General features: G+C 31.4%; 23 protein-coding genes. 6 read left to right on the top strand and 17 right to left on the bottom strand.

Translation table 11 applies throughout. The features are described 5' to 3' along the window. The first annotated feature begins 100 nt into the window (after window positions 1-100). From AB8B52_RS10660 to rpe, 6 genes are all read left to right on the top strand, one after another. Window positions 101-1,357: an alpha/beta hydrolase gene (locus tag AB8B52_RS10660; RefSeq protein ID WP_406027901.1), complete on the top strand. Its 1,257-nt coding sequence runs from the start codon at window positions 101-103 to the stop codon at window positions 1,355-1,357. Further along, entirely contained in the window at window positions 1,350-2,549 is a 1,200-nt protein-coding gene (locus AB8B52_RS10655) for a WG repeat-containing protein (protein WP_406027899.1), read from the top strand. Before AB8B52_RS10660 ends, AB8B52_RS10655 begins: the two co-directional genes overlap by 8 nt. Before the next feature lie 174 nt (window positions 2,550-2,723). Beyond that, window positions 2,724-3,557, top strand: a complete 834-nt coding sequence (locus AB8B52_RS10650) for a VOC family protein (RefSeq protein WP_406027898.1) — start codon at window positions 2,724-2,726, stop codon at window positions 3,555-3,557. Window positions 3,558-3,707: 150 nt separating this feature from the next. Then, window positions 3,708-5,144 (top strand): glycosyltransferase, encoded by a 1,437-nt coding sequence (locus tag AB8B52_RS10645; protein ID WP_406027896.1) that lies wholly within the window; start codon window positions 3,708-3,710, stop codon window positions 5,142-5,144. Window positions 5,145-5,330: 186 nt separating this feature from the next. Next, on the top strand, window positions 5,331-6,194 hold the full coding sequence (locus AB8B52_RS10640; protein WP_406027894.1) for an RNA polymerase sigma factor RpoD/SigA: 864 nt from the start codon (window positions 5,331-5,333) through the stop codon (window positions 6,192-6,194). A 431-nt stretch (window positions 6,195-6,625) separates the two neighbouring features. Continuing rightward, the gene (gene rpe, locus AB8B52_RS10635) at window positions 6,626-7,288 is read left to right on the top strand and encodes a ribulose-phosphate 3-epimerase (protein WP_406027893.1); all 663 of its coding nucleotides are present in this window, start codon (window positions 6,626-6,628) and stop codon (window positions 7,286-7,288) included. A 52-nt stretch (window positions 7,289-7,340) separates the two neighbouring features. Here the strand turns inward: rpe and AB8B52_RS10630 are convergent, their stop codons facing one another. From AB8B52_RS10630 to AB8B52_RS10550, 17 genes are all read right to left on the bottom strand, one after another. After that, window positions 7,341-7,760, bottom strand: a complete 420-nt coding sequence (locus tag AB8B52_RS10630) for a CBS domain-containing protein (RefSeq protein ID WP_406027891.1) — start codon at window positions 7,758-7,760, stop codon at window positions 7,341-7,343. A gap of 105 nt (window positions 7,761-7,865) precedes the next feature. Then, window positions 7,866-10,202, bottom strand: coding sequence for a GumC family protein (locus tag AB8B52_RS10625; protein ID WP_406027889.1), 2,337 nt, complete (start codon window positions 10,200-10,202; stop codon window positions 7,866-7,868). Window positions 10,203-10,206: 4 nt separating this feature from the next. After that, entirely contained in the window at window positions 10,207-10,968 is a 762-nt protein-coding gene (locus tag AB8B52_RS10620; RefSeq protein WP_406027887.1) for a polysaccharide biosynthesis/export family protein, read from the bottom strand. A gap of 88 nt (window positions 10,969-11,056) precedes the next feature. Further along, window positions 11,057-12,145 carry an MraY family glycosyltransferase gene (locus AB8B52_RS10615; protein WP_406027885.1) on the bottom strand — a complete coding sequence of 363 codons (1,089 nt, stop codon included), beginning with the start codon at window positions 12,143-12,145 and terminating at the stop codon, window positions 11,057-11,059. A gap of 105 nt (window positions 12,146-12,250) precedes the next feature. After that, complete coding sequence (locus tag AB8B52_RS10610; protein WP_406027883.1) at window positions 12,251-12,964, bottom strand: WecB/TagA/CpsF family glycosyltransferase; 714 nt, start codon at window positions 12,962-12,964, stop codon at window positions 12,251-12,253. Next, a complete protein-coding gene (locus tag AB8B52_RS10605; protein ID WP_406027881.1) occupies window positions 12,965-13,852 on the bottom strand; it encodes a hypothetical protein in 888 nt (295 codons plus the stop codon). Between the two features lie 6 nt (window positions 13,853-13,858). Beyond that, window positions 13,859-15,292 (bottom strand): MBOAT family O-acyltransferase, encoded by a 1,434-nt coding sequence (locus AB8B52_RS10600; RefSeq protein WP_406027879.1) that lies wholly within the window; start codon window positions 15,290-15,292, stop codon window positions 13,859-13,861. A 2-nt stretch (window positions 15,293-15,294) separates the two neighbouring features. After that, window positions 15,295-16,461 carry a glycosyltransferase family 4 protein gene (locus tag AB8B52_RS10595; protein WP_406027877.1) on the bottom strand — a complete coding sequence of 389 codons (1,167 nt, stop codon included), beginning with the start codon at window positions 16,459-16,461 and terminating at the stop codon, window positions 15,295-15,297. Continuing rightward, on the bottom strand, window positions 16,462-17,433 hold the full coding sequence (locus AB8B52_RS10590; protein WP_406027876.1) for an acyltransferase family protein: 972 nt from the start codon (window positions 17,431-17,433) through the stop codon (window positions 16,462-16,464). 9 nt (window positions 17,434-17,442) lie between these two features. Next, a complete protein-coding gene (locus AB8B52_RS10585; protein WP_406027875.1) occupies window positions 17,443-18,618 on the bottom strand; it encodes an O-antigen ligase family protein in 1,176 nt (391 codons plus the stop codon). 22 nt (window positions 18,619-18,640) lie between these two features. Continuing rightward, entirely contained in the window at window positions 18,641-19,780 is a 1,140-nt protein-coding gene (locus tag AB8B52_RS10580; protein WP_406027873.1) for a glycosyltransferase family 4 protein, read from the bottom strand. Beyond that, window positions 19,780-20,736: a glycosyltransferase family 2 protein gene (locus AB8B52_RS10575; RefSeq protein ID WP_406027871.1), complete on the bottom strand. Its 957-nt coding sequence runs from the start codon at window positions 20,734-20,736 to the stop codon at window positions 19,780-19,782. The genes AB8B52_RS10580 and AB8B52_RS10575 overlap by 1 nt, the downstream gene beginning before the upstream one ends. Before the next feature lie 18 nt (window positions 20,737-20,754). Next, window positions 20,755-21,462 (bottom strand): acyltransferase, encoded by a 708-nt coding sequence (locus tag AB8B52_RS10570; protein WP_406027869.1) that lies wholly within the window; start codon window positions 21,460-21,462, stop codon window positions 20,755-20,757. Window positions 21,463-21,466: 4 nt separating this feature from the next. Continuing rightward, window positions 21,467-22,561, bottom strand: a complete 1,095-nt coding sequence (locus AB8B52_RS10565; RefSeq protein ID WP_406027867.1) for a polysialyltransferase family glycosyltransferase — start codon at window positions 22,559-22,561, stop codon at window positions 21,467-21,469. After that, window positions 22,551-23,555, bottom strand: coding sequence for a ParB N-terminal domain-containing protein (locus AB8B52_RS10560; RefSeq protein ID WP_406027865.1), 1,005 nt, complete (start codon window positions 23,553-23,555; stop codon window positions 22,551-22,553). The genes AB8B52_RS10565 and AB8B52_RS10560 overlap by 11 nt, the downstream gene beginning before the upstream one ends. Next, window positions 23,552-24,148: a hypothetical protein gene (locus AB8B52_RS10555; protein WP_406027863.1), complete on the bottom strand. Its 597-nt coding sequence runs from the start codon at window positions 24,146-24,148 to the stop codon at window positions 23,552-23,554. Before AB8B52_RS10555 ends, AB8B52_RS10560 begins: the two co-directional genes overlap by 4 nt. After that, the gene (locus tag AB8B52_RS10550; protein ID WP_406027861.1) at window positions 24,148-25,638 is read right to left on the bottom strand and encodes a lipopolysaccharide biosynthesis protein; all 1,491 of its coding nucleotides are present in this window, start codon (window positions 25,636-25,638) and stop codon (window positions 24,148-24,150) included. The genes AB8B52_RS10555 and AB8B52_RS10550 overlap by 1 nt, the downstream gene beginning before the upstream one ends. Window positions 25,639-25,683: the final 45 nt, after the last annotated feature.

Below are 25,683 nucleotides of genomic sequence, written 5' to 3'. Positions count from 1 at the left end.
GTATTGGGCCAATCCAAAACTGAGACTAGTTCGATAAAATTTAATGTAGTCGAATTAGATTCTAAGTATTTCCCCAACCAAAAAAGAACAATCAAAATATATGTTCCAAAAAAGTACGACAGTTCAAAAAAAATATCCAGTAATTTATACATTAGATGGAGGCATGTTATTTAATTTAACTTCAAATTATGTTTCTCATTTAAGTAAACTTACCATAGACGACGATGGTTATGATTATGCGTCAGATGTTATACCACAGGCTATAGTTGTAGGCATCTTTCATAACGATAGAGGTTATGAAACTACACCTAATGTTAGTCAATATCCAAATATTGATGAAACAAGATATTCCGAAGGCTCTGAAAAACTAAAGAACTTTATTTTTAATGAAGTTATTCCATACATAGAAACAAATTATAGCAATTCTGGTTATAATTCTATAATTGGGCACTCTAACACAGCTCATTTTGTGATGTGTTTACCTTTTCAAGAATCTAACCCATTTAAAGGCATAATTTCCCTTTCGTTAGGCGGTTATTCTGATACGTTTAAAAATAAAATAACATCATACTTAAAAACCAATTCAAATACCAATATATTTATTGGTTATGGAGTTAAAGATTACGGATTTAACGAACTAGCTAAATATATTAATAAAAATGTCGAAAAGAATAATTTAAAGGTGTCTCAATTTAATGCCAATCATAATGAAATGCCTGCAATTTCTCTAACTCAAGGTTTGAAATTTTTATTTAAAAAATATCGAAATATTGATGATTTCAATAGGATGTCTAAGGCTAAAGATTTTGACGTTAATCAATACCTAAAACACTATAGAGAAAAGAATAAACAAACCTATGGAATAAACACAACGATAAAAGAAGATGATTTTTATTCTTTAATTGATATGAGTATTAATTCGAAAAATAAAAAGGCTTTCAATCAGCTACTGGATTATGATTATAAAGTAAATGGTAATCTACAACAAACACACATGCTTTTTATTTATAATCAGCAGTTAAAAGATTTTAAAGCAGCAGAAGGCTATTTGAATAAATTAATGGCTAGTGAAGATAAATTGGATATTAGAATATTAAAAGCAAACCTTGATAAATACTACGAGTTTTATGTCAATGATGTAAAAGATGTTAATAAAGCAATCGATTTTTTTGAAAAAGGCAAAAAGCAATTTAAGGATACAAAACTTGAATTTAGTTATTTCTTAGCAAAAGCCTGTCTAAAAAACGATGTTAAAAAAAACTTAGGTGCACGTAATTTAAAATATTGTTTAAACCATTTTGAAAAAAATAGATATTTTAGAAAGGTTGATTTAAAAAATTGGAAAACTAATGGCTAAAAAAGTTTTACTCTTATTTGCAATTATGTTCACGTTTAATCTTGGCTTTGCTCAAGACACTTACGATAAACTATACCGTTTTAAACAAAATAATTTGTATGGTTTTATAGATAATAAAGGAAATGTGATTGTTCAACCACAATATACTTCTACTGGTATTTTCAGTGAAGGTTTATGCGCAGTAACGAAGCGACAAGTTAATAAAACTTTACTCGGTTACATAGACGCAAAAGGCAATTTAGTAATTCCTTTACGATTTCAACAATATTTACACGAAGCAAGTGATTTTAAGGAAGGTATGGCGGTTGTTCGCTTAAATAATAAATCAGGTTATATCGACAAAAATGGCAAAATAATAGTTGAACCAACTCTCTACAAAGGTTATCCTTTTAACAGTGGTTACGCAGTTATTGAAAAAGATAATCACGCAGTTAGGTCTGTAATTAATAAAAAAGGAGAAATTTTATTCGACCCAGTAAAAGCATTTAAAAGTCAGAAAAGGTATGTATCTAAAGGCATAGAATTACTCTATTTAAATGATAAAGTTTGCGATGGTGTAATAACCTTTCATGTTTCTTATCATTCAGATGAACCTACAATGATGAAATTAGGTTATTTTGACATGCAAGGCAAGATGAAATTTCCAATAGACTACTTAGCTGGTAACTACCATGAAGGTCTTGTTGTTGCAAGAGATAAAGCATCTAATACAATTGGCTATTTAGATAAAAATGGCAAATTGATTATTCCTTTTAATAAATTTAAAAATGTTTCAGATTTTAAAAATAACCGTGCAATCGTTCAAGATATTAAAAGTAAAATGTATGGTATAATTAACAAAGACGGAGATTATATTGTAGCACCAAAATACCGACAAATTTCTAAGAAAAGTTATTTTTCAGATGTTATAATGGCTTATGATGAATCTGGAAAAGCTGGCTACCTCTCAAGTAAAGGAAGACTTATCACTGGCTCTAAATATAAATACGGTTACGATTTCGCAGAAGGTTTGGCTCTTGTGTATTCTAACGAAAACGGATATCAGTATATAGATAAACAGGGTAATCCAGCCTTTGAGCTTTCTTTTAAAAAGTCTCATCCTAATTTTAAAGGCGATTTAGCAAAAGTTTTAGTTAACGATAAGCTAGTTTATATAAATAAAAAAGGAGAAATTGTATTTAGATTTCCGTAAAACAAACCTCTAATACAAAACACGTCAATTAGTTGACACTTTTATTAGAAATCCATAGTATATTAATTCACAAGAATAAAGAAATAAAAAAATTACACCCTAAAAGTAAATATAATAGCGGTTTATGGGCTTTCATTAAACCCTAATCCAATAAAACGAAATACCACACACAAAATGAAAATCTATTACAACATCCTAATTTTAGCTTTTTTATTTAATCTGTCATCTTGTAAAAGCAAAAAAACAAATATAAATTTACTTAAAATAAATGAAGAAATTTCAACAGATTTACAAGTTGACCATTTTAATATTTGGGTTCAAAACCCAAAACTGGCAAAGCAACGATTAACAGCTATTGGATTTACCTCTCTACCTGATTCACTATCACCAATACACAAAGGACAAGGCACAGCAGGACGTTATTTCTATTTTTTAAACAGCTACTTGGAATTGATTTTTGCTTATGACCACAGCCAGTTAGAGCAAAATAATACAATACATAAAGACTTAGATTTTACCAAAAGAGCTAATTTTAATAAAAATGGAGCCTCACCTTATAGTATAGCTTTAAAAATGCAAACGTATCATGTCGACAAAATTCCATTTGAAAAGGTAAAATATCATCAAGAATGGATGAATAAAGATGAAAACATATATGCTGCTAAAAATTCAAAAACGAATCTTAAAGAACCTTCTGTTTTTGTGGTACACCCAAACATGCAAAATGGAACATTTGAATCCATAACAGAATTAGAAAATTTCCCTACAGATGACACAAGTTGGAAACCGCTATTTAAGCACCCAAATGGAGCACAGAAAGTAACAGAAATTATAATTACTTCAAGTAATTTGAACTTAAAAACAAAAACGATTAAAGCAGTAAATGAAATTGAAAATTTGACAGTTAAAAATGGTAAAGAACATTTAATGGAACTTCACTTTGACAATGACATTCAAGGAAAATCGTTTGATTTAAGACCTGATTTGCCCTTGATTATATATTTGTAAAAAAAACGTATAGTAACATCCGAATATAACAAATAGAATTTTAGAATTCAAACTACTAAATCAGACCATTTACTGTTAAATAAAAACGAAAACCATCTAAACTAAAAAACCAAACGTATTTCTATTGTAGTTAATCTATAATAAAAACACATGGCCTCAAAAAAAATACCTCAGAATACGATTCTTTCCAACATCAAAAGCAGAACACAAAAACTCTCAAATACGGTTAATCTATTTTTAACAAGTAAGTCTAAAATAGAAAGTCCGTATAATAAAATTGTATTAGTCAGTACGTTTTTAATGCTTCTTATGGGTATTTATTTGTTTACTGTTTTTAGTGGTGACTTTGAACAATTCAATGCTGACCGAATGACATCTACCATCGGTTACATCTTTATACTTTTAGCAATTACGCTATTTGCCTTTAAAGCCTTATTTTTTATATATAAAGCGTACAACTACTATAAATATAAACCTGTAGATTCTGTTTCAGACAAAGATTTACCGACCGTTACAGTGATTGTGCCTGCCTATAATGAAGGGAAACAAGTTTGGGATACCTTAGTTAGTTTAGACAACAGTAATTACCCAAAACACAAAATTCAAATTATTTCTATTGATGATGGCAGTATGGATGATACTTGGAGTTGGATGCAAGATGCTAAAAAGACACTAGGCGACCGTCTAGAAATCTATCAACAAGCTAAAAATCTTGGTAAGCGACATGCCCTTTACCGTGGTTTCAATTTAGGCACTGGTGAGATTTATGTTACCGTAGATAGCGATTCTATTGTTACCGAAGACACGCTAAGAAACTTAGTGAGCCCTTTTGTAAAAGATGACAACTGTGGCGCAGTTGCTGGTAATATTAGAGTTTTAAATAATAAAAAAGAAATCCTTCCTAAAATGTTGGATGTTAGTTTTGTACTGAGTTTTGAATTTGTCCGTTCAGCAGAAAGTAACTTAAATTCAGTATTGTGTACACCAGGCGCTTTAGCTGCTTATAAGAGTACTGCTGTACACGCCTGTTTACCAAAATGGATCAACCAAACCTTTATGGGAAAAGCTTCAGATATTGGTGAAGATAGAGCCATGACCAATATGATATTAAAACAAGGGAAGCACGTATTGTTTCAAAAAAATGCTGTGGCATATACCAATGTACCTATTCAATACATGGGTTTATACAAAATGTTTATACGCTGGGGAAGAAGTAATGTGCGTGAAAATTTAGAAATGGCAAAATACGTTTTCAGTAATTTTAGAACTAAAGGAAAAGCTGGAACTCGCGTTTTATTTATAAGTCAGTTCTTAAAAATACTTATGTGTTATCCACTTTTAATCTCTATGTTGTTTTTTGTTTGTATTCACCCACTTTTGTTTTTTGGTTCTACACTCGTTAGTATTTTAATTGCTTCTACTTTTTCAGTATTATTTTTCACAAGTAAATATAAAACGTCAGAAGGATTGTGGGCTTATGCTTATAGCATTTTATTCACCTTTGGCTTATTCTGGATTGCTCCTTATGCCATTATCACCGCTAACAAAAGTGGATGGCTAACACGTGGACTCATAGCGAAAAATTAACTGAGTTCATTTTGAACTGTAATTAAGAAGAAATAAACACTAAAACACCGACGATATTAATCTTTTTTCCGATTAAATACATAAAATTATTTTTTTTTAGTATTATTGTGTAACATTTAAATGCGTTTCTACGTATAATAAAAGCAACATGTTGTTATAATTAAATGGCACAAATCTTAATATTAAATGAGACAACTTAAAATCACCAAACAGGTTACCAACAGGGAAACCGCATCCTTAGATAAGTACTTACAAGAAATTGGAAAAGTAGATCTTATAACGGCAGATGAGGAGGTAGAATTGGCGCAACGCATTAAAGCTGGCGATCAATTAGCTTTAGAACAACTAACAAAAGCCAACCTACGTTTTGTGGTATCTGTAGCTAAGCAATACCAAAATCAAGGTTTAACTTTACCTGATTTAATTAATGAAGGAAACTTAGGATTAATAAAAGCGGCACAACGTTTTGATGAAACGCGTGGTTTTAAATTTATTTCTTATGCCGTTTGGTGGATTAGACAATCTATATTACAAGCTTTAGCGGAGCAATCACGTATTGTGCGCTTGCCACTAAACAAAATTGGATCGATTAATAAGATCAATAAAACATTTGCATTTTTAGAGCAAAGTCACGAGAGACCGCCTTCGGCAGAAGAAATTGCGAAAGAATTAGACATGACGATTAATGACGTTAAGGAGTCGATGAAAAATTCTGGTCGTCACGTTAGTATGGATGCACCTTTGGTAGAAGGAGAAGATTCTAACTTATATGATGTATTGCGAAGTGGTGAATCACCAAATCCTGATAAAGATTTATTACACGAATCGTTACGCACTGAGATTGAACGTGCACTTGAAACCTTAACTCCGCGTGAAGCTGATGTGGTACGTTTATACTTTGGCTTAGCGAGTCAGCACCCAATGACACTAGAAGAAATTGGAGAAACGTTCGATTTAACACGTGAGCGAGTAAGACAAATTAAAGAAAAAGCGATTAGACGATTAAAACACACATCGCGTAGCAGAATTTTAAAAACTTATCTAGGCTAGTTTCGACTGCGCTCAACTACCGAAATAAATAAGGTCCACAGGATTCTTTGATTCATGCAACGGCTGCAAAAGAACATATTATGATATTTTAAAATAAATCTTAAGGCGATGCGATTTTCAAACCACAATAAAAATTGTTTATCTTTGTAAAAGAACATATTTTGAAATATAGATTACAATATAATTAGGTAGATTATTTTATATAAAACAACAAACCTAATAATGGTAACAACAGTTACAAAACATAACTGTTCGTTTTTTGATTGATGAAAGAACCCACGGCTGATTACCGTGGGTTCACTTTTTTAGCATTTACGCTGAGCTTGTTTTGATCTCTAACATAATTCAAATTGAAAACACCTTTCCACCTGCTCAATACAACATAGTATTAGATTTTAATTACATTTGTAAAAAACTAATAAACTCTTTAAATGGCCTCAAAACTTATTGCTCCATCCATGCTAGCTGCAGATTTTGGTAATCTTCAACGCGATACAGAACTTGTGAACAATAGCGAGGCAGATTGGTTTCATATTGATGTTATGGATGGTCATTTTGTACCGAATATATCTTATGGTATGCCTGTAATTGCAGCCATTAAAAAGCATGCTACTAAGCCACTTGATGTACATTTAATGATTGAAAAGCCAGAGCGTTATATTGAAGAGTTTGCTAAAGTTGGTGCAGATATCATTACAGTACATTACGAGTCTACAGTACATTTACATCGTACGTTAAGACAGATTAAAGACACTGGTTGCAAAGCTGGCATTGTCCTTAATATCACTACTCCACTGACCGTTTTAGAAGATATTTTACCAGAATGCTATATGATTTTATTGATGTCTATAAACCCTGGATTTGGCGGTCAAAAATTTGAAGACATTACCTATAAGCGCGTAAAAAACCTGCGTAAAATGATTGACGATCAAGGCTTAGATATCCGAATTGAAATTGACGGAGGTGTTACAGACAAAAACATTCAACAATTAGTAGCAGCAGGAGCCGATACCTTTGTTGCTGGTAGCCATGTCTTTAAAAATGACAATCCAACTTCAGCCATAAAAACCTTAAAAGATCTGGCTAACTCTTAATTCTGAAAGTTATCAAAACAAAGTCTCCAACAACCAATTTAGATCGTTAGTCTTATAACTGTTTTAACAAATAGTTGATTAAATCTGTGGTTGTAACCATACCAACCAAACAGCCATTGTCTACTACAGGTAATGCATGAAACTCCTCTGTTGCCAATATTCTTGCAACCTCCTTTATTGAAGTATCAGAAGTTACAGTAACTACATTTTTTACCATTACTTGCTCGATACTAAACATATTATAAACTAAAGTATCTACTTCAGTTTCGGTATCATCAACAGCATCAGCAAAACTAATTCTTAACAAATCAGTGTAACTGAGCATCCCAATAACGACCTCTTCCTTCACTACAGGAATATGTCTAATTTTATGGCGCTTAAATAACAGTTCTGCCTTTTCCAAGTCATCATCTCTATTGAGTGCAATGATATTGGTAGACATTATTTCGGAAATTGGTGTGATCGTTCTCATAACTTCTAGTTTTTATAATTCACTAATAAAAGTAATTTATAAATTCTTTAAAAAGTATGACAATTGTCACGTTACTAAGAACTGACAAACAAAAGTATAGCTATGTTATTCTGAACTACCGTAACCATAATTATAACCATAATTATAGCTGTAACCATAAGACTTGCTGGCTCCAACACTATTTAGGACATAAGCTACGTTTTTAAGCTTCCCTGTTTCAGATAAGTCTTTAGAGAATTTTAAAAGATTTTTTTCTGTATAATCTGCTCGTGCTAAATAAATGGTAGCATCTGCTAATTGTGAAATTAACATGGTATCAGTGACTAAAATAGTTGGTGCCGTATCAACCACAATATAATCGTAATGCTCCTTAGCTTCTTCTATCAGCTTCTTAAAACGACCATTAGTTAGTAAATGTGCAGGGTTTGGAGGAATACTACCCGACAAAATGATATGATGGTTAGGGTGCTTCTCAAAACCACTGATTAATGCATCTTTCCAGTCATAATTAATATCATGTAAGTAATTTGAAAGCCCTGGTTTATGTTTCTCTTGTTGTATGTGCGTATGTATTTGCGGATTTCTTAAATCGGCACCAATTAGTAGTACTTTCTTATTAATACTCGATAAGGCTAAAGACAAATTAATACTTATATAGGTTTTCCCTTCACCTTTAATTGTAGATGTACAATAAATCACTTTGCCTTTATTATCGTCGTTAGGGGGAAGGATATAATCTACATTAGAACTTAAAATTCTAAAAGATTCCGCTAAAGCCGTACGGTCATTTGGATCTTTAAAAATAATATCCTTTTGCTTTTTAACATCTGGAATTTCACCAATAACAGGTATTTTAGAATTTACTCTTGTAATATCTTCTTTACTATGCAATTTGGTATCTAGCATAAAGATGAGATACAAAACACCGAATGGAATTAACAACCCTCCTAAAATAGCTCCTGCGTAAACAATATTTGGTTTTGGCGAAATTGGTCCTGAACCAGAAAGTGCATAATCAACAATCTTAATCGATGGCTCAGTTATTGCCAAATTAATGGCGGCTTCTTCTCGCTTGGTCAATAGTAGCAAATATAAACTTTGCTTAATCAGCTGCTGACGCTCTATAGCTTTTAACAACTTTTCCTTTTGTGGTATTTGAGACACTTGTCCAACAAACTTTCTTTTACGTTTTTGAAGTTGATTTTGAGATACTATTAATTGTTGATGATACGATTTGAGTGAACCACTAATGTTCGATTTCAAATCCTCTATTTGACTTTGAACAATTTGAACTGCTGGATTATTTTCACCAGCACTAGTTATCAACTTATCACGTTCAAGTATAATACGGTTATATTCATCGATAAGTGCACTAATATTACCACTTTGAAGACCAATATTATTAGGTAGTAGTTTACTTTCTGAATTTGATTTCAATTCTTTACTAAGCATTCCTTCTATAGCCAACTGCTTTTCAATTTGAAAAACCTCCTCATCAGACCTTGACCGTTCTTGCAAACCTATTTCAGCATCAGTTTCAATATCTACAACATTATTTTTTTGCTTAAAATCACGATAACTGACTTCAATTGAATCTAATTCGTAAGCTAAAAACTCAAAACGCGCATCTATAAAATCGATGGTACGTTGCGAAACAGACTGCCTATCATTTATACCATCTTGATTAAAAACGCCCATTAAGGTATTCAGAATCGCTTCTGAATTTTCCTTACTTTCACCTTTAATAGACATTTTAAGCAAATCACTTTGTTCTCCAATAGCTTCAACGCCTATTCTTGATTTTAAACCTAAAGCAGCACTCTTCAACAATCCGAATTTTATTACAAATCGTTTTCCTACCAAATTTGTCAACTCCTCTTTATTGTCCAACCTTAACTGAAATGGCAATTTATGGCTTGTATCAAAGCTATTATGATTAGAGAAGGTAAACGTTTTTTCAGATGTAAGATTTTTTACTTCAAAAGTTTTATCCGTAACTTCAACCGCATAAGACATATTTCTAGTAATACTATCAGTGGCAATAATTTGTTCAAAATAAAAAGGAAGATCGGCAATTTGAGCAGTTTGAATTGTTCCGTCTTCAAAAAAACGTGTATTTAATTTTAATTCTTTAGCAACTTTTTCTAATATCAGATATGAGGTTAATATTTCTATCTCATTTTCTAAATTAATATTAGATCGCTTAAAAACAAAGGCATTTGTAGGCAATTCTAGACCGTCAGACTCATCTAAAATCTTCATTGTTGCTGTAGTTTGATATATCCTTGGTGCATATCTTAAATAAATATAAGATACTGCTAAAACAACAACTAAAGTTATAGCGAACCAAGGCCAATATCTTAAATACCGTTTAAATTCTTGTTTTAAATCTAAGTTATCCTCAGAATCGAACGTGTTTAATGTATTAAAAGGATTATCCATACTGCTATCTTGACAATAAAATAGTTATACTCAATGCTAAAGAAGCTATAGTTAAAACGGTACCAATATCACCAATAAAACCTGCATTCTTAACTCGTGGATTATTAGGATGTACTACTATTACATCATTTGGCTTTATAAAATAAAACTCACTATTCATAAAAGCGGCTGATGTTAAATCTATATGTGTCACTTTACGAACTCCATCTACATCTCTGGTCATTAAAATATCGTCGCGTTTGCCATTAATGGTTAAATCACCTGCATAACCTAAGGCTTGTAGCAGCGTTATATTTTGTTCGGTAAAATTGTAAGTCCCAGGCTGATTCACTTCTCCAAGAACAGAAAATTTTGCATTTAGCAAACGTACCACAACAGAAGGATTGATTAAATGCCCTCCAGATATCAATTTGTTTTTAATCCTCTCGGCTAACTCGTGAGTTGTTAAGTTCGCGGTGGAAAATTCTCCTAAGACGGGAAAATCTATAGTCTGAACAGCAGATACCACGTAGCCGTCTAACTGTATTAATTCTATGTTTTGAGCTTGCATTGCCTGACCTGAGCCGCGATTGTATGGTAAGGCTGCTTCAGGCACCATAGTCTCAACAGTTATTTTTAAAATATCATTGGGCTGAATTTTTGCATCTACGTAATCTATTATACCCGTTGCCTCAGTATCTGCATTTTGTAAATAAAAAATATCTTTTTTTGAGGCACAAGACACAAATAAAAGTAAAACTAAAGCTCCTATTAAATTTAATTTCATCAATTTATTTTTTCAGAATGGACAAATATAACTGCATTTGGAAGACTGACAAAGGCTTAAACATAATTAAGTTATGCCTTAAACATTTTTAAGCAAACCATTTCTTTAGTAAAAAAGGAATAGCATACAAAAGTGACCCATAAAGCAAGAGCAAAATAATCTGAACATTAAGACTTAGAGAAATTAGATTAAAAGCAATAACAACAATTATAATATTAATGCCTGAAATTAAGATGGTTGTCATTAAAGGAGAATATCCATAAGTTATAAAACGATGATGTATGTGGTTTTTATCGGCCTTAAAGGGACTCGTTTTATGTATAAAGATTCGAATAAAAAATATTCTAAAGGTATCTACCAAGGGGTAAAACAATATCGCTAATGCTAAGGCTGGTGGTGAATATTGATATTCAACAAGCACTTGACTCTGAGCTTTGTGAATAAAGCTTATGGTAAAAAAGGCTAATAAAAAACCCACAATCATGGAGCCTGTATCGCCCATAAATAACTTTTTTTCATTAGAAAAATTATATCTTAAAAAAGCTAATAATGCTCCCGCCAATGCCACCGCGATAGTCGCTAAACTTAATTCGTCTGCTTTAATAAATAGAAAAACAAAAACTAAACTTGCCACTAAGGCAATCATTCCAGCTAATCCATCTATACCATCGATAAGATTGTATGCGTTTATAATTAAAAGATATACAAATACTGTGAACCCTATGGAAACCCAATACGGAAGCGTGTGAATATCTAATATATCTGAAAAACTAATAATACGTGTATCCGTAAAAAAAATCAACAACAAAGCTGTTACAAATTGACCTGAAAACTTTCTACTTGGTGCTAATACCGTTAAATCATCTTTTAACCCGAGGAAAAATAGAATAGTTAAGCCTCCCATAGTGAGGAGTAATATTTTAGTATTTAGGTAAGCACCGCATATAGTCATTACTACAATTAAACTAATAAAAATACCAACTCCACCCAATGTTGGTGTTTTAGTCGTATGCATACTGCGACTCCCAGGTTCATCCATTAACTGTTTAGCATTAGACACATATAATATAGTAGGAAACGTTTTATAGGCAATGTAAAACGCTAATAAAAATGCAGCTATCAACCACGCTACTATATTATCACTAGGCGAAAAATTATCAAGTAAGGTCTTAATCATGAAACTTTCTATAAGTGTTTAGGTCATATAGAATTAGGGTAAATATATAAAATTATTAAGTGAGAAGATAAACTAATAATAGAATTCGTGTAGAAGTGTTCTAAATCAACTGAGAATTTTTCTACTAAACACTTCTAATATAAAAGATGGTGTAGATATTAAGTTCCGCCGAGCTAACCGTATTGGTTCTCTCGCAAACCTTGGCAACCATTCTAAACCAAGATTTACCCAAAATGGGCTGCTTCGTTTTATATTACCAGCATAAAAATCAAAAACAGCACCTATTGAACAAACAAGATCTGCACTAATTCTGTGTTTATTGAGATGCACCCATTTTTCTTGTTTCGGCGCTGTCATTCCCACAAACAGTACATTTGGTTTAAAAGCATTTACGCGCGCGCACATTCTCTTAGAATCTTCTTCCGAAAACTCTGATTTATAGGGTGGTGAATAGCTCTCCACTTTCACATTAGGAAAATCAATGTTAATTTTAATTTTAATTTTTGTTAAGGTCGCTTCTGATGCTCCCAAAAAGAAACAGCTTCCAGATTCTTTATTTATTTTTTCCATCAAAAAAGTAAACAACTGATAACCTGCTATTTTTTTTATGCGATTACCATTCAACACACGTTCCGCCATTACAATACCTATGCCATCTGGTAAGAGAATATCTGAATCCTTAAGAGCCTCCATAAAAAGTGCATCTTTCTTGGCCATGCAATAGCTGTGAGGATTAATAGTATTGATAATTTTAATCGATTTATAATCAATTGACGCTAAGGGTTGATTCAGTATGTTATAACCTAATAATAGTGACATCTAATTATTTAATTTTAAAAATGTAATTAATTCTTTTGTAATTTGTTTTTGACCTTCAGGGTTAAGGTGGATTGGGTCATAAAATAGATCATACCGATTACTCCATGGTTCTTGAAAATTAACAAATGTAACTTTGTCATCTGTCTGATTTTCAAAAATCTCAATCGTTTTATTAAAATCATCTAGCTGTATGTCTTGAAGTTTATCTATTGTAGGAACGTACAATAATATGATATTAATATTGTTTTGCTTTAGTAAGGTTATAGTTTCTTTAAATAATTTTATATTAACACTATTCGAATTTATTTTTCTGTAACTCTCATTTTTAATAGTCTTAACTAATTTTAACGTATCTACTTTACCATATTTTAGATTATCCCATTTTTTAAAATATCCTCTAAGAGCACCTCCAATAAGTTGTTCATTGTATCGGCTCGAATGAATATATTTTTTAGTCATATAATCTAATCTATCCGTATGCTCACGCACGTAAAAATCAATGTTCGCATTATCTAAAAAAGGATAAAACAATTTATACGAATTTTCACTTAAGCCTTCACCAGTAAAGGTCCAAGCATCTACTCCATATATTACTGTTTTTAGGTTTTTATTATTATTGAGCAACTGCTTAATCATTATTAAACGATCATTAACATTCACACCTTCGCGCGTGTATTTAGAAACCCCTTTTTTTAAAGCAACTTCTAATTGAACTTTGTCAATACCAAGCATAAGGTGCGAATGACCAACCAAAGCTATTTCATTTGATTCGCCAATACCATAATATTTATTCAATCCATTTTCTAAAAATGATCCTAATGCACTGTCTGCTATTACAAATAGAAAAACAAAAAGAATTATATTTAATATGAATGGCTTTTTAGACATAAGCATTTAAAATTGAAAATATATAAAAGAATTAGAACTAATACCAATTGTAGTAATGGCTAATAAAAGCATAACATACCAAATTAATTGCCATATTGGATGTGCCTGTGATTTTGAAAAATACAAGGAAGCCACGCCTCTAGATTGTAAAATTTGAACTACAAAAAGCAATATTATTAATATCACAGAAAGAAAAAAGGTCACCGTTGATGCCCCTAGATAAAGAGATCCGTTCCAATCTGAAACAAATTTAGAACTTATAATAAACGCATCCGTTATATTAGAAGCTCTAAAAAACACCCAAGCATAACAAGCTAATAGAAAAACTAAAACGATTTTAAAGAGTTTATAAACACGAAGATTTTTTAAATTCAATTGATTGACACGCTTTAAAAACAGATCTCCCCAACTTTCAAAGAAATAATAAAGTGCATGCAAGAAGCCCCAAGCAATAAATGTCCAGTTTGCCCCATGCCAAAAACCACTCACCAAAAAAACAATTAATATATTGTATAACCATCTCTGGTATTTAACTCTGCTGCCACCTAAAGGTTTATATAGATAATCCGAAAACCAAGTGGACAATGAAATGTGCCAACGCCTCCAAAATTCTGCAATTGATTTAGACAGGTATGGTAGATTAAAATTCTGCATTAAATCAAAACCTAGAATTTTTGCTGTACCAATAGCCATGTCTGAATACCCACTAAAATCGCAATAAATCTGAATCGCAAAAAATACCGTTGCAACCGCAAGTGTTGGAGCATTATATAAATCTGGATTTTCATAAATCCGATCCACGTATAGGGCTAGTCTATCTGCAATTACCACTTTTTTAAATAAACCCCAAATGAATAATTTACAACCATCAATAAAGTTTAACCTATTGAAACTATGTTGTACTCTAAACTGTTTTAAAAGATTAGAAGAACGCTCAATAGGGCCTGCGACAAGCTGTGGAAAAAAAGCAACGAAAACGCTAAAATTAATAACATTCCGTTCCACTTTTGTTTTATTATAAAATACATCAAGCGAATAACTCAACGCTTGAAAAGTAAAAAACGAAATACCAACTGGTAAAATAACATCTAGAGAAGAGAAAGAACTATTAGAACCAAATACTTGCGAGAGATTATTTACATTAGCGATAAAGAAATTAGCATACTTTAAATAGAGTAATGGTATTAAAGAGCTAATGAGCGCAAACCACAAGTAATACTGTTTTTTTCTGATCGGTTCTGATTGCTCAATTTTTAGCCCACTGTAATAGTTAATTAAAGTGACCGCTAACATTACTAATGCAAAATCCCATCTCCAAGAGATGTAAAACACATACGAGCTAATGAGGAGTAATAATGCCCTAAATTTGTGAGATATATTAAAGTACAATATACTAGTTATTGTAAATAAACCGATAAACTCCCAAGAATTGAATAACATAATTACTGCATTGCAAATTTATAGGTTGTAATCAAATTTTCATATACCGTGGTTTCGGTATATAATCGTTCTGCCTTTTGTTGTGCAGCCAAACCAAAGTCATGGCATAGTTTCTCGTTACCATGTAAATCTTTAATAGCTTCTGCAAGTGCTAATGCATCACCAGCTGGTACTAAAAGTCCATTTTTTTGATGATCTATAATAGAAGCCATCGCGCCCAAATCACTAGTGATAACAGGCCTCCCATGTTTCATAGCTCTTGTAATTACATTAGGGAAACCTTCGTACCATTTCCCTGGAACTACAATAATTTGCGATTCACAAAATAAATCATCTAGTGCTTTACCTTTTACAAACCCTGTCCAAGTGACATTTTCTGAGGAGGCTGCTTTTAGCAATTCATAATCCTGAGAATAACTTCCTATCACTTTAAATTCTATTTGCGGTAACTGGGCTGCAGCATCAATAAACTCTCTAATTCCTTTTTCTTCACTTACTCTCCCAATAAATGAAACCGTGCCATTGGCTTTATGCTCTATACTTTTAGAAATATCTGGTGTTAACCCTGGCACTACAAATAGTTTATCTGAGGAGATACCATTGTTTATAAATTTTTTCTTTTGAAACTCCGTTTGCACAATATAAGCATCAACACGTTTGGTTATGCCCCAAAATGTTCTCGCGATAAAGTTTCTTAACGCATATCCTAAACTTTTTAGCCAACTGTTCTCACAATTTTTAGTCACACAGTTTAACTCTCTTAAACCAGATAAGCATTGTTCACACACCGTACCTTGCCCATCTAAATGAAGCCCAGTTGGACAGAACAATCTGTAATTTGGGCAACGCATTACTAATGGAATATTTAAGCTATTAATCTGCTTTATTATAGCTGGCGAAATAAAAGGATATAGGTTTTGAATTTGAATAACGTCTGGTTTAAACTCTAAAATTTTAGCCTTTAATTCTCTAACGGCTTTTGGGTTATAAATACCAAGAAAAAAAGCTGCTACTTTCATTTTTAGAGAATCACTAATGATATCAGAACTTTTACGATACCATTCTACTGTATGACTATTTTTGGTCAACAGATCTGCCAAGCCTTGCGAAGCATGTTCTTCACCGCTATTATTACTGCCGTAATTATTATGTACAAATAGGATTTTCAACTAAGGAAATATTTTTTTTAAAAATTGAAAGCCAAGTTTTCTTGATGCAGTTCTCATAGCTAATGGCCCATAAATACCTGCGAAAACCATAAATGGAAGATAAAAACCAAAATTACCTAAAAAATCGGCATCTATGGATTTAAATAAAAAACTTAATACAAATATAAACACACTATTCCATATGTAAATGACGAAAGTGCTTTGTCCTATATATTCAAGAATCTTATTATTTTTTATTCTTGTTGATAAGTATGTAAAAACAGGAATGGATATTAAACCCATAACTAGCGTTGGTACCTGAATAACAATTGACAAATCTAAAATTATCAATAATATAAAAACTAACACAGCTAAAAAACCATTGTTTTTTATAAATATTTTAAAATTAGAATGATAATTAACTGTGACAAAGCCAATTGAAAAAAATAAAAAATACTTACAAAATAAATTTAAGACAAATATATTCGAAACAGATTCAAAAAGATATAATACGAGTCCTATACCTATTAATAAGAATTGGTGTTTTTTGATAAGTGATATTAAATGTAACAAAGTAAATACAACGTAAAACTGAAATAGAACATATATGTACCATAAAAAAATGGATGGACCTGAAGTAGGTTCTATAAATATAGCTAAGACCTGTGCAAAAATTGAATTTTCAGAGCTGTACTCTTTTAAACCTATTTTAACAATTAAAAATAAAAATGACATAAACAGGTATGGAATACCAAACCTAATTACTTTACTAAATATAAATTGCTTAATTGATTGGAAATCTTTATAATTTTCGCCTGTGTAAGATAGAAGAAATCCAGAAATAAACATAAAGAACGGCATATGAAACTTATAAAGAGTGTTTTTACAAATCCCATACCACGAAGGGTCATAGTCTGATAAATGACCAAAGACAACTAACGATATAGCGATACCTGAAGCAATATCAATTTCTATTAATCTTTTTCTCCTCATAGTAAAAATCTAAGGTATTACTTTATAATACTTTTTTAGACCAATAATCAATGAAATTAAATAAACAGATGGTATCCATGACCCATAAACTCTTCCTCCAATCCCAGGAGCGGACATTGATACTACAAATATTAATATCACAGTACCAATAAAGGCTGCTTTAGTCTTTTTTGATTTTACTTTTAAATCAAGAACAAATTTAAAAATAGATATAAAAAATAAACCAAGGACAACTAATCCTAAATAACCAACACTCACTAAAGCAGATATTATTGAATTATGAGCATTAATTGCTCCTTTAAATACTGAATTACTTAACAATTGAAGCTCCCCAGAAACGAAACCATAGCCAATAATTGGCTTTTCTTTTGATTTTGAAATCAAGTAAGTCCAAACTTGATTTCTACCCGAAGAATCTTCTATACCAACACTATCTCTACCATAAAATAATGTATTTAACAATAAATCATTTATACCTATATAGCTAATTAAAAAGCCAAGCACCACTAAAGCAAAAACTACTAAAATCTTACCACGAAGACTCCCTTTCACTAATCCAAGTAATCCAAGAGAAACACCAATATATATCTTATTTGAAAAGCCCAATAATACTATGAAAAACGAAAGAACTTTTGGAAGCATTTTTTTCCCTAAAATAATAATAACAAAAAAGAATAATGGAAAAAATAATCTAGAAGGCATAAAAGGTAGGGTTAAAGAGCTAAATCCTGCAACTTTAATTCTGAACAGTACTCCAATAAATAAATTCCAAAAAGCAAACCAAATCGTCCATTTAATAACTGTTGAGTAATCGAAAGTTTCAATTAGTTTTTTTATAGTCATTGTAATCAATAATAGAAAAATTAAAGACTCAAATGACCGATAAAATGTTAAAAACAAATTTGAACTCCATAGAGTACTAAAAAAACAAATAAAGATGTAAATAATTAAAAACACAAATGGACTTCTAAATAGTATTTTTTTGAGAAAATACTGAGGCCTAGACGTATATTCTCTAAATAATATTAACGTACATAAACCTAAATATACTATTTGAATCACAGAAGACCCATCGACACTAGATGCATTTTTTAATACTCTACCCCTTGTTACTAAAATAATAAGTACCGGATAAAATAACAGCAGCGCACCAGGCAAACCAGCAGCAAATATAAATGATTTCAATTTTCTTATTAACCTCATACTTCTATTTACTCGCTATATTCACGGCCTCCAATATCCCATTGACAGCGTAATCTTTATCATACTTGGTAATAAGATTCTTTGAAATAAGCCCCATCTCTTTTAAATTATTTTCAAAAAAACTTAATTCTAATTTATCCAAAAAATCATGAGGTTTTAACGCGTCAAAAACCCATCCATTGGATGCCGTAACAAGTTCTGGCCAACATCCGTTATAATTTGAGCACAAAATAGGTAGTGAGGAAGCCATAGCTTCTGGAACAACTAACGACCAATTATCTTCAAGTGTTGGAATAACGAAAACATCTGCTGACTGATAATACTTAGGTAAAAAATCATAATTTACTTTTCCTAAGAAATGAACATTGTATAAACCTAAATCTTTTGACATAACTTCATATTTCTGTTTATCTGGTCCATCACCTACTAAGAACAAACTTACCTTTTTTTCGTTTTGAAAATTCTTCCATGCTATTAACAATTCGTTTATACCTTTAGCTTCAACTATACGACCTACATATAAGTATTTTAATGTTTGCTCAGTACCATTTTGCTTGAGTATATCCGGCTTTGGCTCAATTTTGTCATAAAATTTTTCAACATCAGCAACCATATGTCCATAGCTAACCTTGTTCATATTGAAACCTAAAGATTTCACATATTCACCGCACAAGGCTCCAGTACAACATATTGAATCTATCCATTTAGATACTAATTTCCTGTAGGCAGTTCTATACCATTGGGCGCTTCTTTCGGTATGCATGGTTCTTTCATAGCACATCACATGCTTGGTTTTATAAAAAAAGCGCATCCATAAAGCGGCATAAGTCCATTGAAAAAAACCATCTGAGATTATAACATCGGGCTTTTGTGCTTTTATGGTTTTAATAAGTTTAGGTTGAAACGGAATTCTTAAACCTTTATTGGCCCATTTGTTAGTTGTGTTTTTATTACCCAACGTAAACTCACCTTTTAACCCTATACAACTATCCCCTAATTCGCTTTTTACTTTTTTAACAACAGAATCAGGCACATAATCTTCATTAAATATAAGTGTAAACTCACCATAGTTTAAGTTTTTTAAAGCTTTAAAAACAGGAATCCTATAATCTAAAAACGAACGTGTTACCCAAAGAATCTTCATTATATATCTTTTAATCGTTCTTTAATTCTTATCACTTTGATACTTATAGTCCAAAACAGAGCGTTTAAACTACCAAACTTTAACAAACTTGTCATTATTTGACCTTTTGGAAATGATGATTGGTATTTATGTACTATATGCTTTCCTTCTTTTGCATGACCTCCTAGTATTTTATTATGAGCATAACCTAGTGCAACTCGCCCTCTAACAAGGCTAAAAGCATCAAAATCGTCTTCCGCTATTCTAGGTAATATGCGTTTCTCCCATTCTTCAACATCTGGGCACAGTTTTCTTCTAATTTTGTACTTCTCAGTCCATCCGGTTTTCATGGCATGCATTCTAGAATTACCAACCCATAAGGGCTCTGGTATAAAACCCCATTTGCCATAGGTTGCTATTAAACCCCAATATTCTAAATCTTGACTTACGCGTAAGTTAGGGTTTTGCAAGCCTGCTTGTTTCACCGTTTCCATTCTTATCATGGCAGTGCCAGTTCTAATATGATCGTGCTCTGCCCAGACTTTAAAAAAATCCTCAATAACTACTGGGTTTTTGTCTATTAGTGCTTTAGGGTGAATTACAGATTTCTGTTTATCATAAATCGTTCTTTGTGCGGTATTAACGGCAACCAAATCGGAATGCTCTTCAAGAAAATCATAACAACTTTGTAAAAATGTAGGCTCCCAATAATCATCAGCATCTAAAAACACTATGTAACGGCCAGTAGCAGCTTGGATACCAGTATTTCTGGCCGCCCCTTGTCCTTGATTGTCTTGGTGTAAATAAATAATGTCATTAGAATACGCTTGAACGACTTCGGCCGTACGATCTGTTGACCCATCATCAATAACCAAGACTTCAAAGTCATTAAACGTTTGACAAAACACGCTATCTAAAGTCTCAAGAATAGCTTCTTGTTTGTTATAGGCTGGGATAATGATAGAAACTTTATTCATAATGGATACTCCTTATAATTAAGATTTGTAATTTTTTGAAGCTTCTATAAATTCATTAAAATCTTTATACTTTGATATATGACTCTGTTTGTATGTTTCAAAAGCAGAACCTAATTGTCTTTTAATTGGTAATTTGTTATTGGTTTCATTACCATCCATGAAAAACTGAAACTCCTCCCAAAAATCTTCTGGAACTGGCTCTCTTTTAAACCGCTCTCTAATACTATTCGCATAAACAAATGTATCCTCTAAAGCTCGATCTTTACATTTTTCGTAGTACTCATCTAACGTACTAACCACCTTTGCTGGTTGACCCACGGCGACAGAGTTTGATGGTATGTCTTTTGTAACAACAGACCCAAAGCCAATAATACAGTTATCACCTATTGTAACACCTTTTAAAACTGTTACGTACTGCGCACAATAAACATTATTACCAATTTTTACTTGGCCTGATGAACTTACAAAATCATTATATACCTTACGAAAAACCCAAGTTGGATAATCGTGAGTTAAAATGGTCATTCCAGTATCGATTCTTACATTATCTCCTATTTCAACCAATGATGGTCTAGTTGTATCAATATTTATTGTTCTTACATTTCCCCAAAATGTGTTTTTACCAATTTTAACACCACGTTTTCTTAAAAACTTCTCATAAGTTTTCTCATTCCATCGGTAATACTCAAACCCTATTTTTTGTTTTAATGTTTTTATAAAACTCATATTCTTAAAGGTGTTTTAACAATTGGTCTTCATCAAGTTTAGTTATCAACAAGTTTGCAACAAACTTATCTGCACCCACCATATAAGGCTCTAAAAGAGGAGCTGAAGAACATACCTTATAATTAAAAACCTTATCTAATATAACTAAACTTGTACTCGTTGCTGCTAAATAAAGTTGCACATCTAAATTACTCACAATTAATTCTATTGGAATTGCATCATCATAATAGTCATTGAGATTTTGTATTGAACTTATCTCTTCCTTTAAGTCTTTATAAAATGGCTTTGAATTTTTAGGGTGCTCTTTCCATATAATAGCATAACCTCTAGATTCTAAGTTCTTACAAAGCTTAATATAATGTTGCAATTCTTGCGTTCTATTTATATATCCAAATAACGAAAAATATTGACCTAAAATTAAACATGTTTTTTTGTTTTTTAATTGTAGATGAGTATTAATATCAACTTTACATTTAACCAGTTGTATTTTTAAATAATACCAATCTACAATTACTCGTTTTGAAGGTAAGACTTCATTTTTTGAAAACTCTGAAAAAAGCATATAACGCTGATAATAGCTAAATGAAGGCATCTTAAATGTCTTATCTTTAAAAACATCTTTCAACGCTTGAGTAGTTCTCTTAAAGTAAAGACTGAACTTCTTTTTGAGAAAAGAAGGCTTTTTTAAATATCCTTTTAGTGTATTGGGAATGGCATAAGACCCCAAGCCATCATCAAAGTAAACTATTTTTGCGCTTGGGAACAATACTGATAAACTTAACTCTTCCAAACCATAAGGCATACAAACCCATATTTCATCTACGCTATCAAATTGTTTTTTTACTGACTTCTTTTGACTAGAGTTATTATAAAAGTTAATCTCTTTTAGCCAAAGTATATTATGCCAATTCCATACTTTATGAGCTATTTGTAGATTGATTGATCTTTTATGGCTGTCAATATCTTTACCTTTAAATAGTATTACATCTTTAAAATCTTCTGTCTCAAGTTCTTTATTTTTCAGAAGTGCTGCACTTAGGAAAAGTAGCTGTGAAGGACCTGATACGATAAACAATCTCGATTTCATCTTACTTTCCATTCATAAATGATCTTGTAATTCCTATAATTTTTTCACTATGCAGGTAATTATCACCAGTATGTATTATGATATCGTAAATATAGTTTTCAATTTTTGATTTGTACTTGGTTCTAATATGTTCTTTTAATTTTTCACCCGTTTTAGAAATAAGGATTTGGTTACTGCTTTTCTTTCTGTAATCTGGTAGGAGAAAATCAATAAAAATAACACTAATTTTATTTTGCTCTGAGGTCATTGCTTTAAGCTTTTTGTCCACTTTCCAATCTGCAATATCATCTATTTTATAAATCTCCCGTACAAATGTCGTAAATTCTTCTGCATTTAAATCGAGTTCAAATTTAAATTTAGTTTCAAAACCAAAATCATTTTCTATCTCATTTTTTAAATGCTGTGCCGTTGGCCAAATAATAACAGGAAAATATATGCCCAAGTTTAAAAACAGTTCTTCTTCTGTTTTTTGAATTTCAGCTAGTTCTTCTTCTTCAAACTTATAACGCTTTAATAATTGCGTTGTAAATGGAACTTTATGCCAAGTTGGTAATACCGTAATTGGCACTTCTTGAATGCCATTAATAATGGCAGCCGCTAATCTGTGCGAGCCATCTAATAATTTAAATTTTGAATTTACAGGAATAGGAAAATCGTTATTGTACCCGTTGGCCTTCATATTTCTGTAAACCCCATCCAAAGACTCTTCTATCTTATTATGAAATGGTTTTTCTTTATAGCGCTCAGACATTAACTTTGCATATAACGGCAATCCTTTGGAGTCCTTATCAATAAATTTATCTTTTAGTGCCAAATAACGTATAATAACATCTTTTCTGCCAAACTCATTTTTCTCATATTGAAAGGCCAACAATAAAGCAGGGCTCATTCTTGAATGTGTGTTGTTAGTTAATTGCTTTCCTATAGTAAAGTAATTAACCACCTCTCTTGGAAAAAGCAAAATTCCTATTATCTGAAGAAGTATTTTATATATAAATTTTTTCAACTATTCTTTATTTTTTGAAGGGTATCGGAATTCACACCATTATCCGTTAAAAAGTCAAAATCAATCTGATTTTTATGTTTTATTAGGTATTTTAAATGATGTTTTTTATAAGATTTACTATCTAACTCTTTCGCTCTTAACAGTAATTCGTATTTTATATTTGGAACATTAAGATTTTTCATACTGTCTTTATAAAATAAACAATCATTAAATAATTTACTAGTGGTATTTGCTGATAAATCAAATTGAAAATTTAAAAATCCACCTAATTCATACCTAATCTTAACATTTTTATTAGAATCTATTACTTGACATTGTAATTTTTTATTTTCATTTAAATCTAAAATTACAGACTTAATACGACCTAAATCTTTATCTAAAACAATAATGTCCACATCAGTACCTATGATATACTCATCAGGAAAATTATGATGAATTTTAGGTGAATCTAATTTTACAATCACATAATCCTTGTCCTCCATAAATTCAAAAAAAGCAACGAGATTTATTCTATACTTCTGAGAAACTTTAGATAATACCTTTTGTAAAAAAAATTGCCCATAATAAATTATGGGATATAGACTAAACTTCATTAATTCTTCAACTTACTTTGAATGATTTTAATAACATCTAACATTTGTTTTTTATCTTGTTCTAACCCGAAGATATATATGCCAAGTACGAGCATTATTATTCCTGGCAAAATTAACAAAGTTAAATGAACATAGGACGTAACTTCAAAAGTATATTGTATAAAATACCAATACACCGAAGCTAATAGACCTGGTATTAAACCAGGCAAAAGTCCTTTATTAAATATATTTGTATAAGTAATTTTTAAATTTTTTTTAGCAAATACCGTTATTACAAATAACTCTCCTACAATATTAACAAGAGCAATAGACCAGGCCATTTCTACAACGGTTAACTCCATAACTACAAGAATATAATACATAACGGCTAAATTCACTATCTGTATCATCATCATTCGTATAGCCAAATCCTTCTGATTATCCATGGCAGCAGAAATTTGAGGCAACATGGCATTAAGCATTTGAAAGGGTATTATAGAGAGTAATGCCATAATAATATAAGCCGCATTAATATATACATCTCCTACATAAAGTTTAATAAAAGCTTCTGAAAAAATAATAGCAGGAAACACTACAAAACTTGTTAACCAAATAGCCAATCGAGAACCTTTTAAGTAAGTATCATTTAACCTTTGAAATTGATGCTTACTATACATGGCTATTAAAGGGGTGCCAATACTTGCTCTAATAGGCTCCCATACTTGAAGGGTTTGGCGACTTACAAACCTACCTATATTAAAACTTGCAACATCTGTGCTATTACCAAATCGATTTAAAAGAAATAAGGCTGCAAAATTCCTTAAATATCTTGATAATAAAATAATACTGTTCCAACTGCCAAAAGATAGGAACTTCATTACAAAGGTCTTATCATACCCAGAGATTAAAAATTGCATTTCGGGTATGATTTTTTTACTTAGTATTATCCTTATTATTAAAGCCAATAATAAGGCTACGGAATTTGCCACAACTAGCCAAAGGGCTTTTGTACTCACCCCAAATAATAGTAAAAACAACAACGTTATTTTTAAAACCTCTACAGATAAATCTATTATATTTTTAATAACTAACTTCTGAGTGATATGTAAACCCAGTCCTAAAGGGGTTAAAACAAAATTGATCAAAAAAGTACCTATGATAATTAGGAACATTAATTTGGCATCTAACAAATATTCTGATTCTATCGTCAGTAAATTATCAAGGTAATATACCGCGATTAGAGAAACTACCATTATCAAGAAACCTATAATTGCATTTAGTATAACGGACGTCGATAAGATTCTGTTCATTCTTTCGAATTCGCGCTGCGTATATTCATGTATCATATAACGCACACCCGCACTCACAAGGGCTGAAGTTATAAACGGTAATAAAAATACCAATGAACTTATAATGGCATAAATGGCATACTCGTCTGGCGAAATTCTTTTTAATAAATATTGTTGAACCCAAATAAATACAGTAATACTAAGCAATTTGGTAATTGCCATACTCACCGAGTTAGCAAAAACAAGTTTCTTACTAATTGGATTGTC

It is taken from the genome of Winogradskyella sp., assembly GCF_045105575.1.
Taxonomy (GTDB): Bacteria; Bacteroidota; Bacteroidia; order Flavobacteriales; family Flavobacteriaceae; genus Winogradskyella.
Note: the sequence above shows the minus strand (reverse complement) of the source record. Positions and strands in the feature narration are given on the sequence as shown.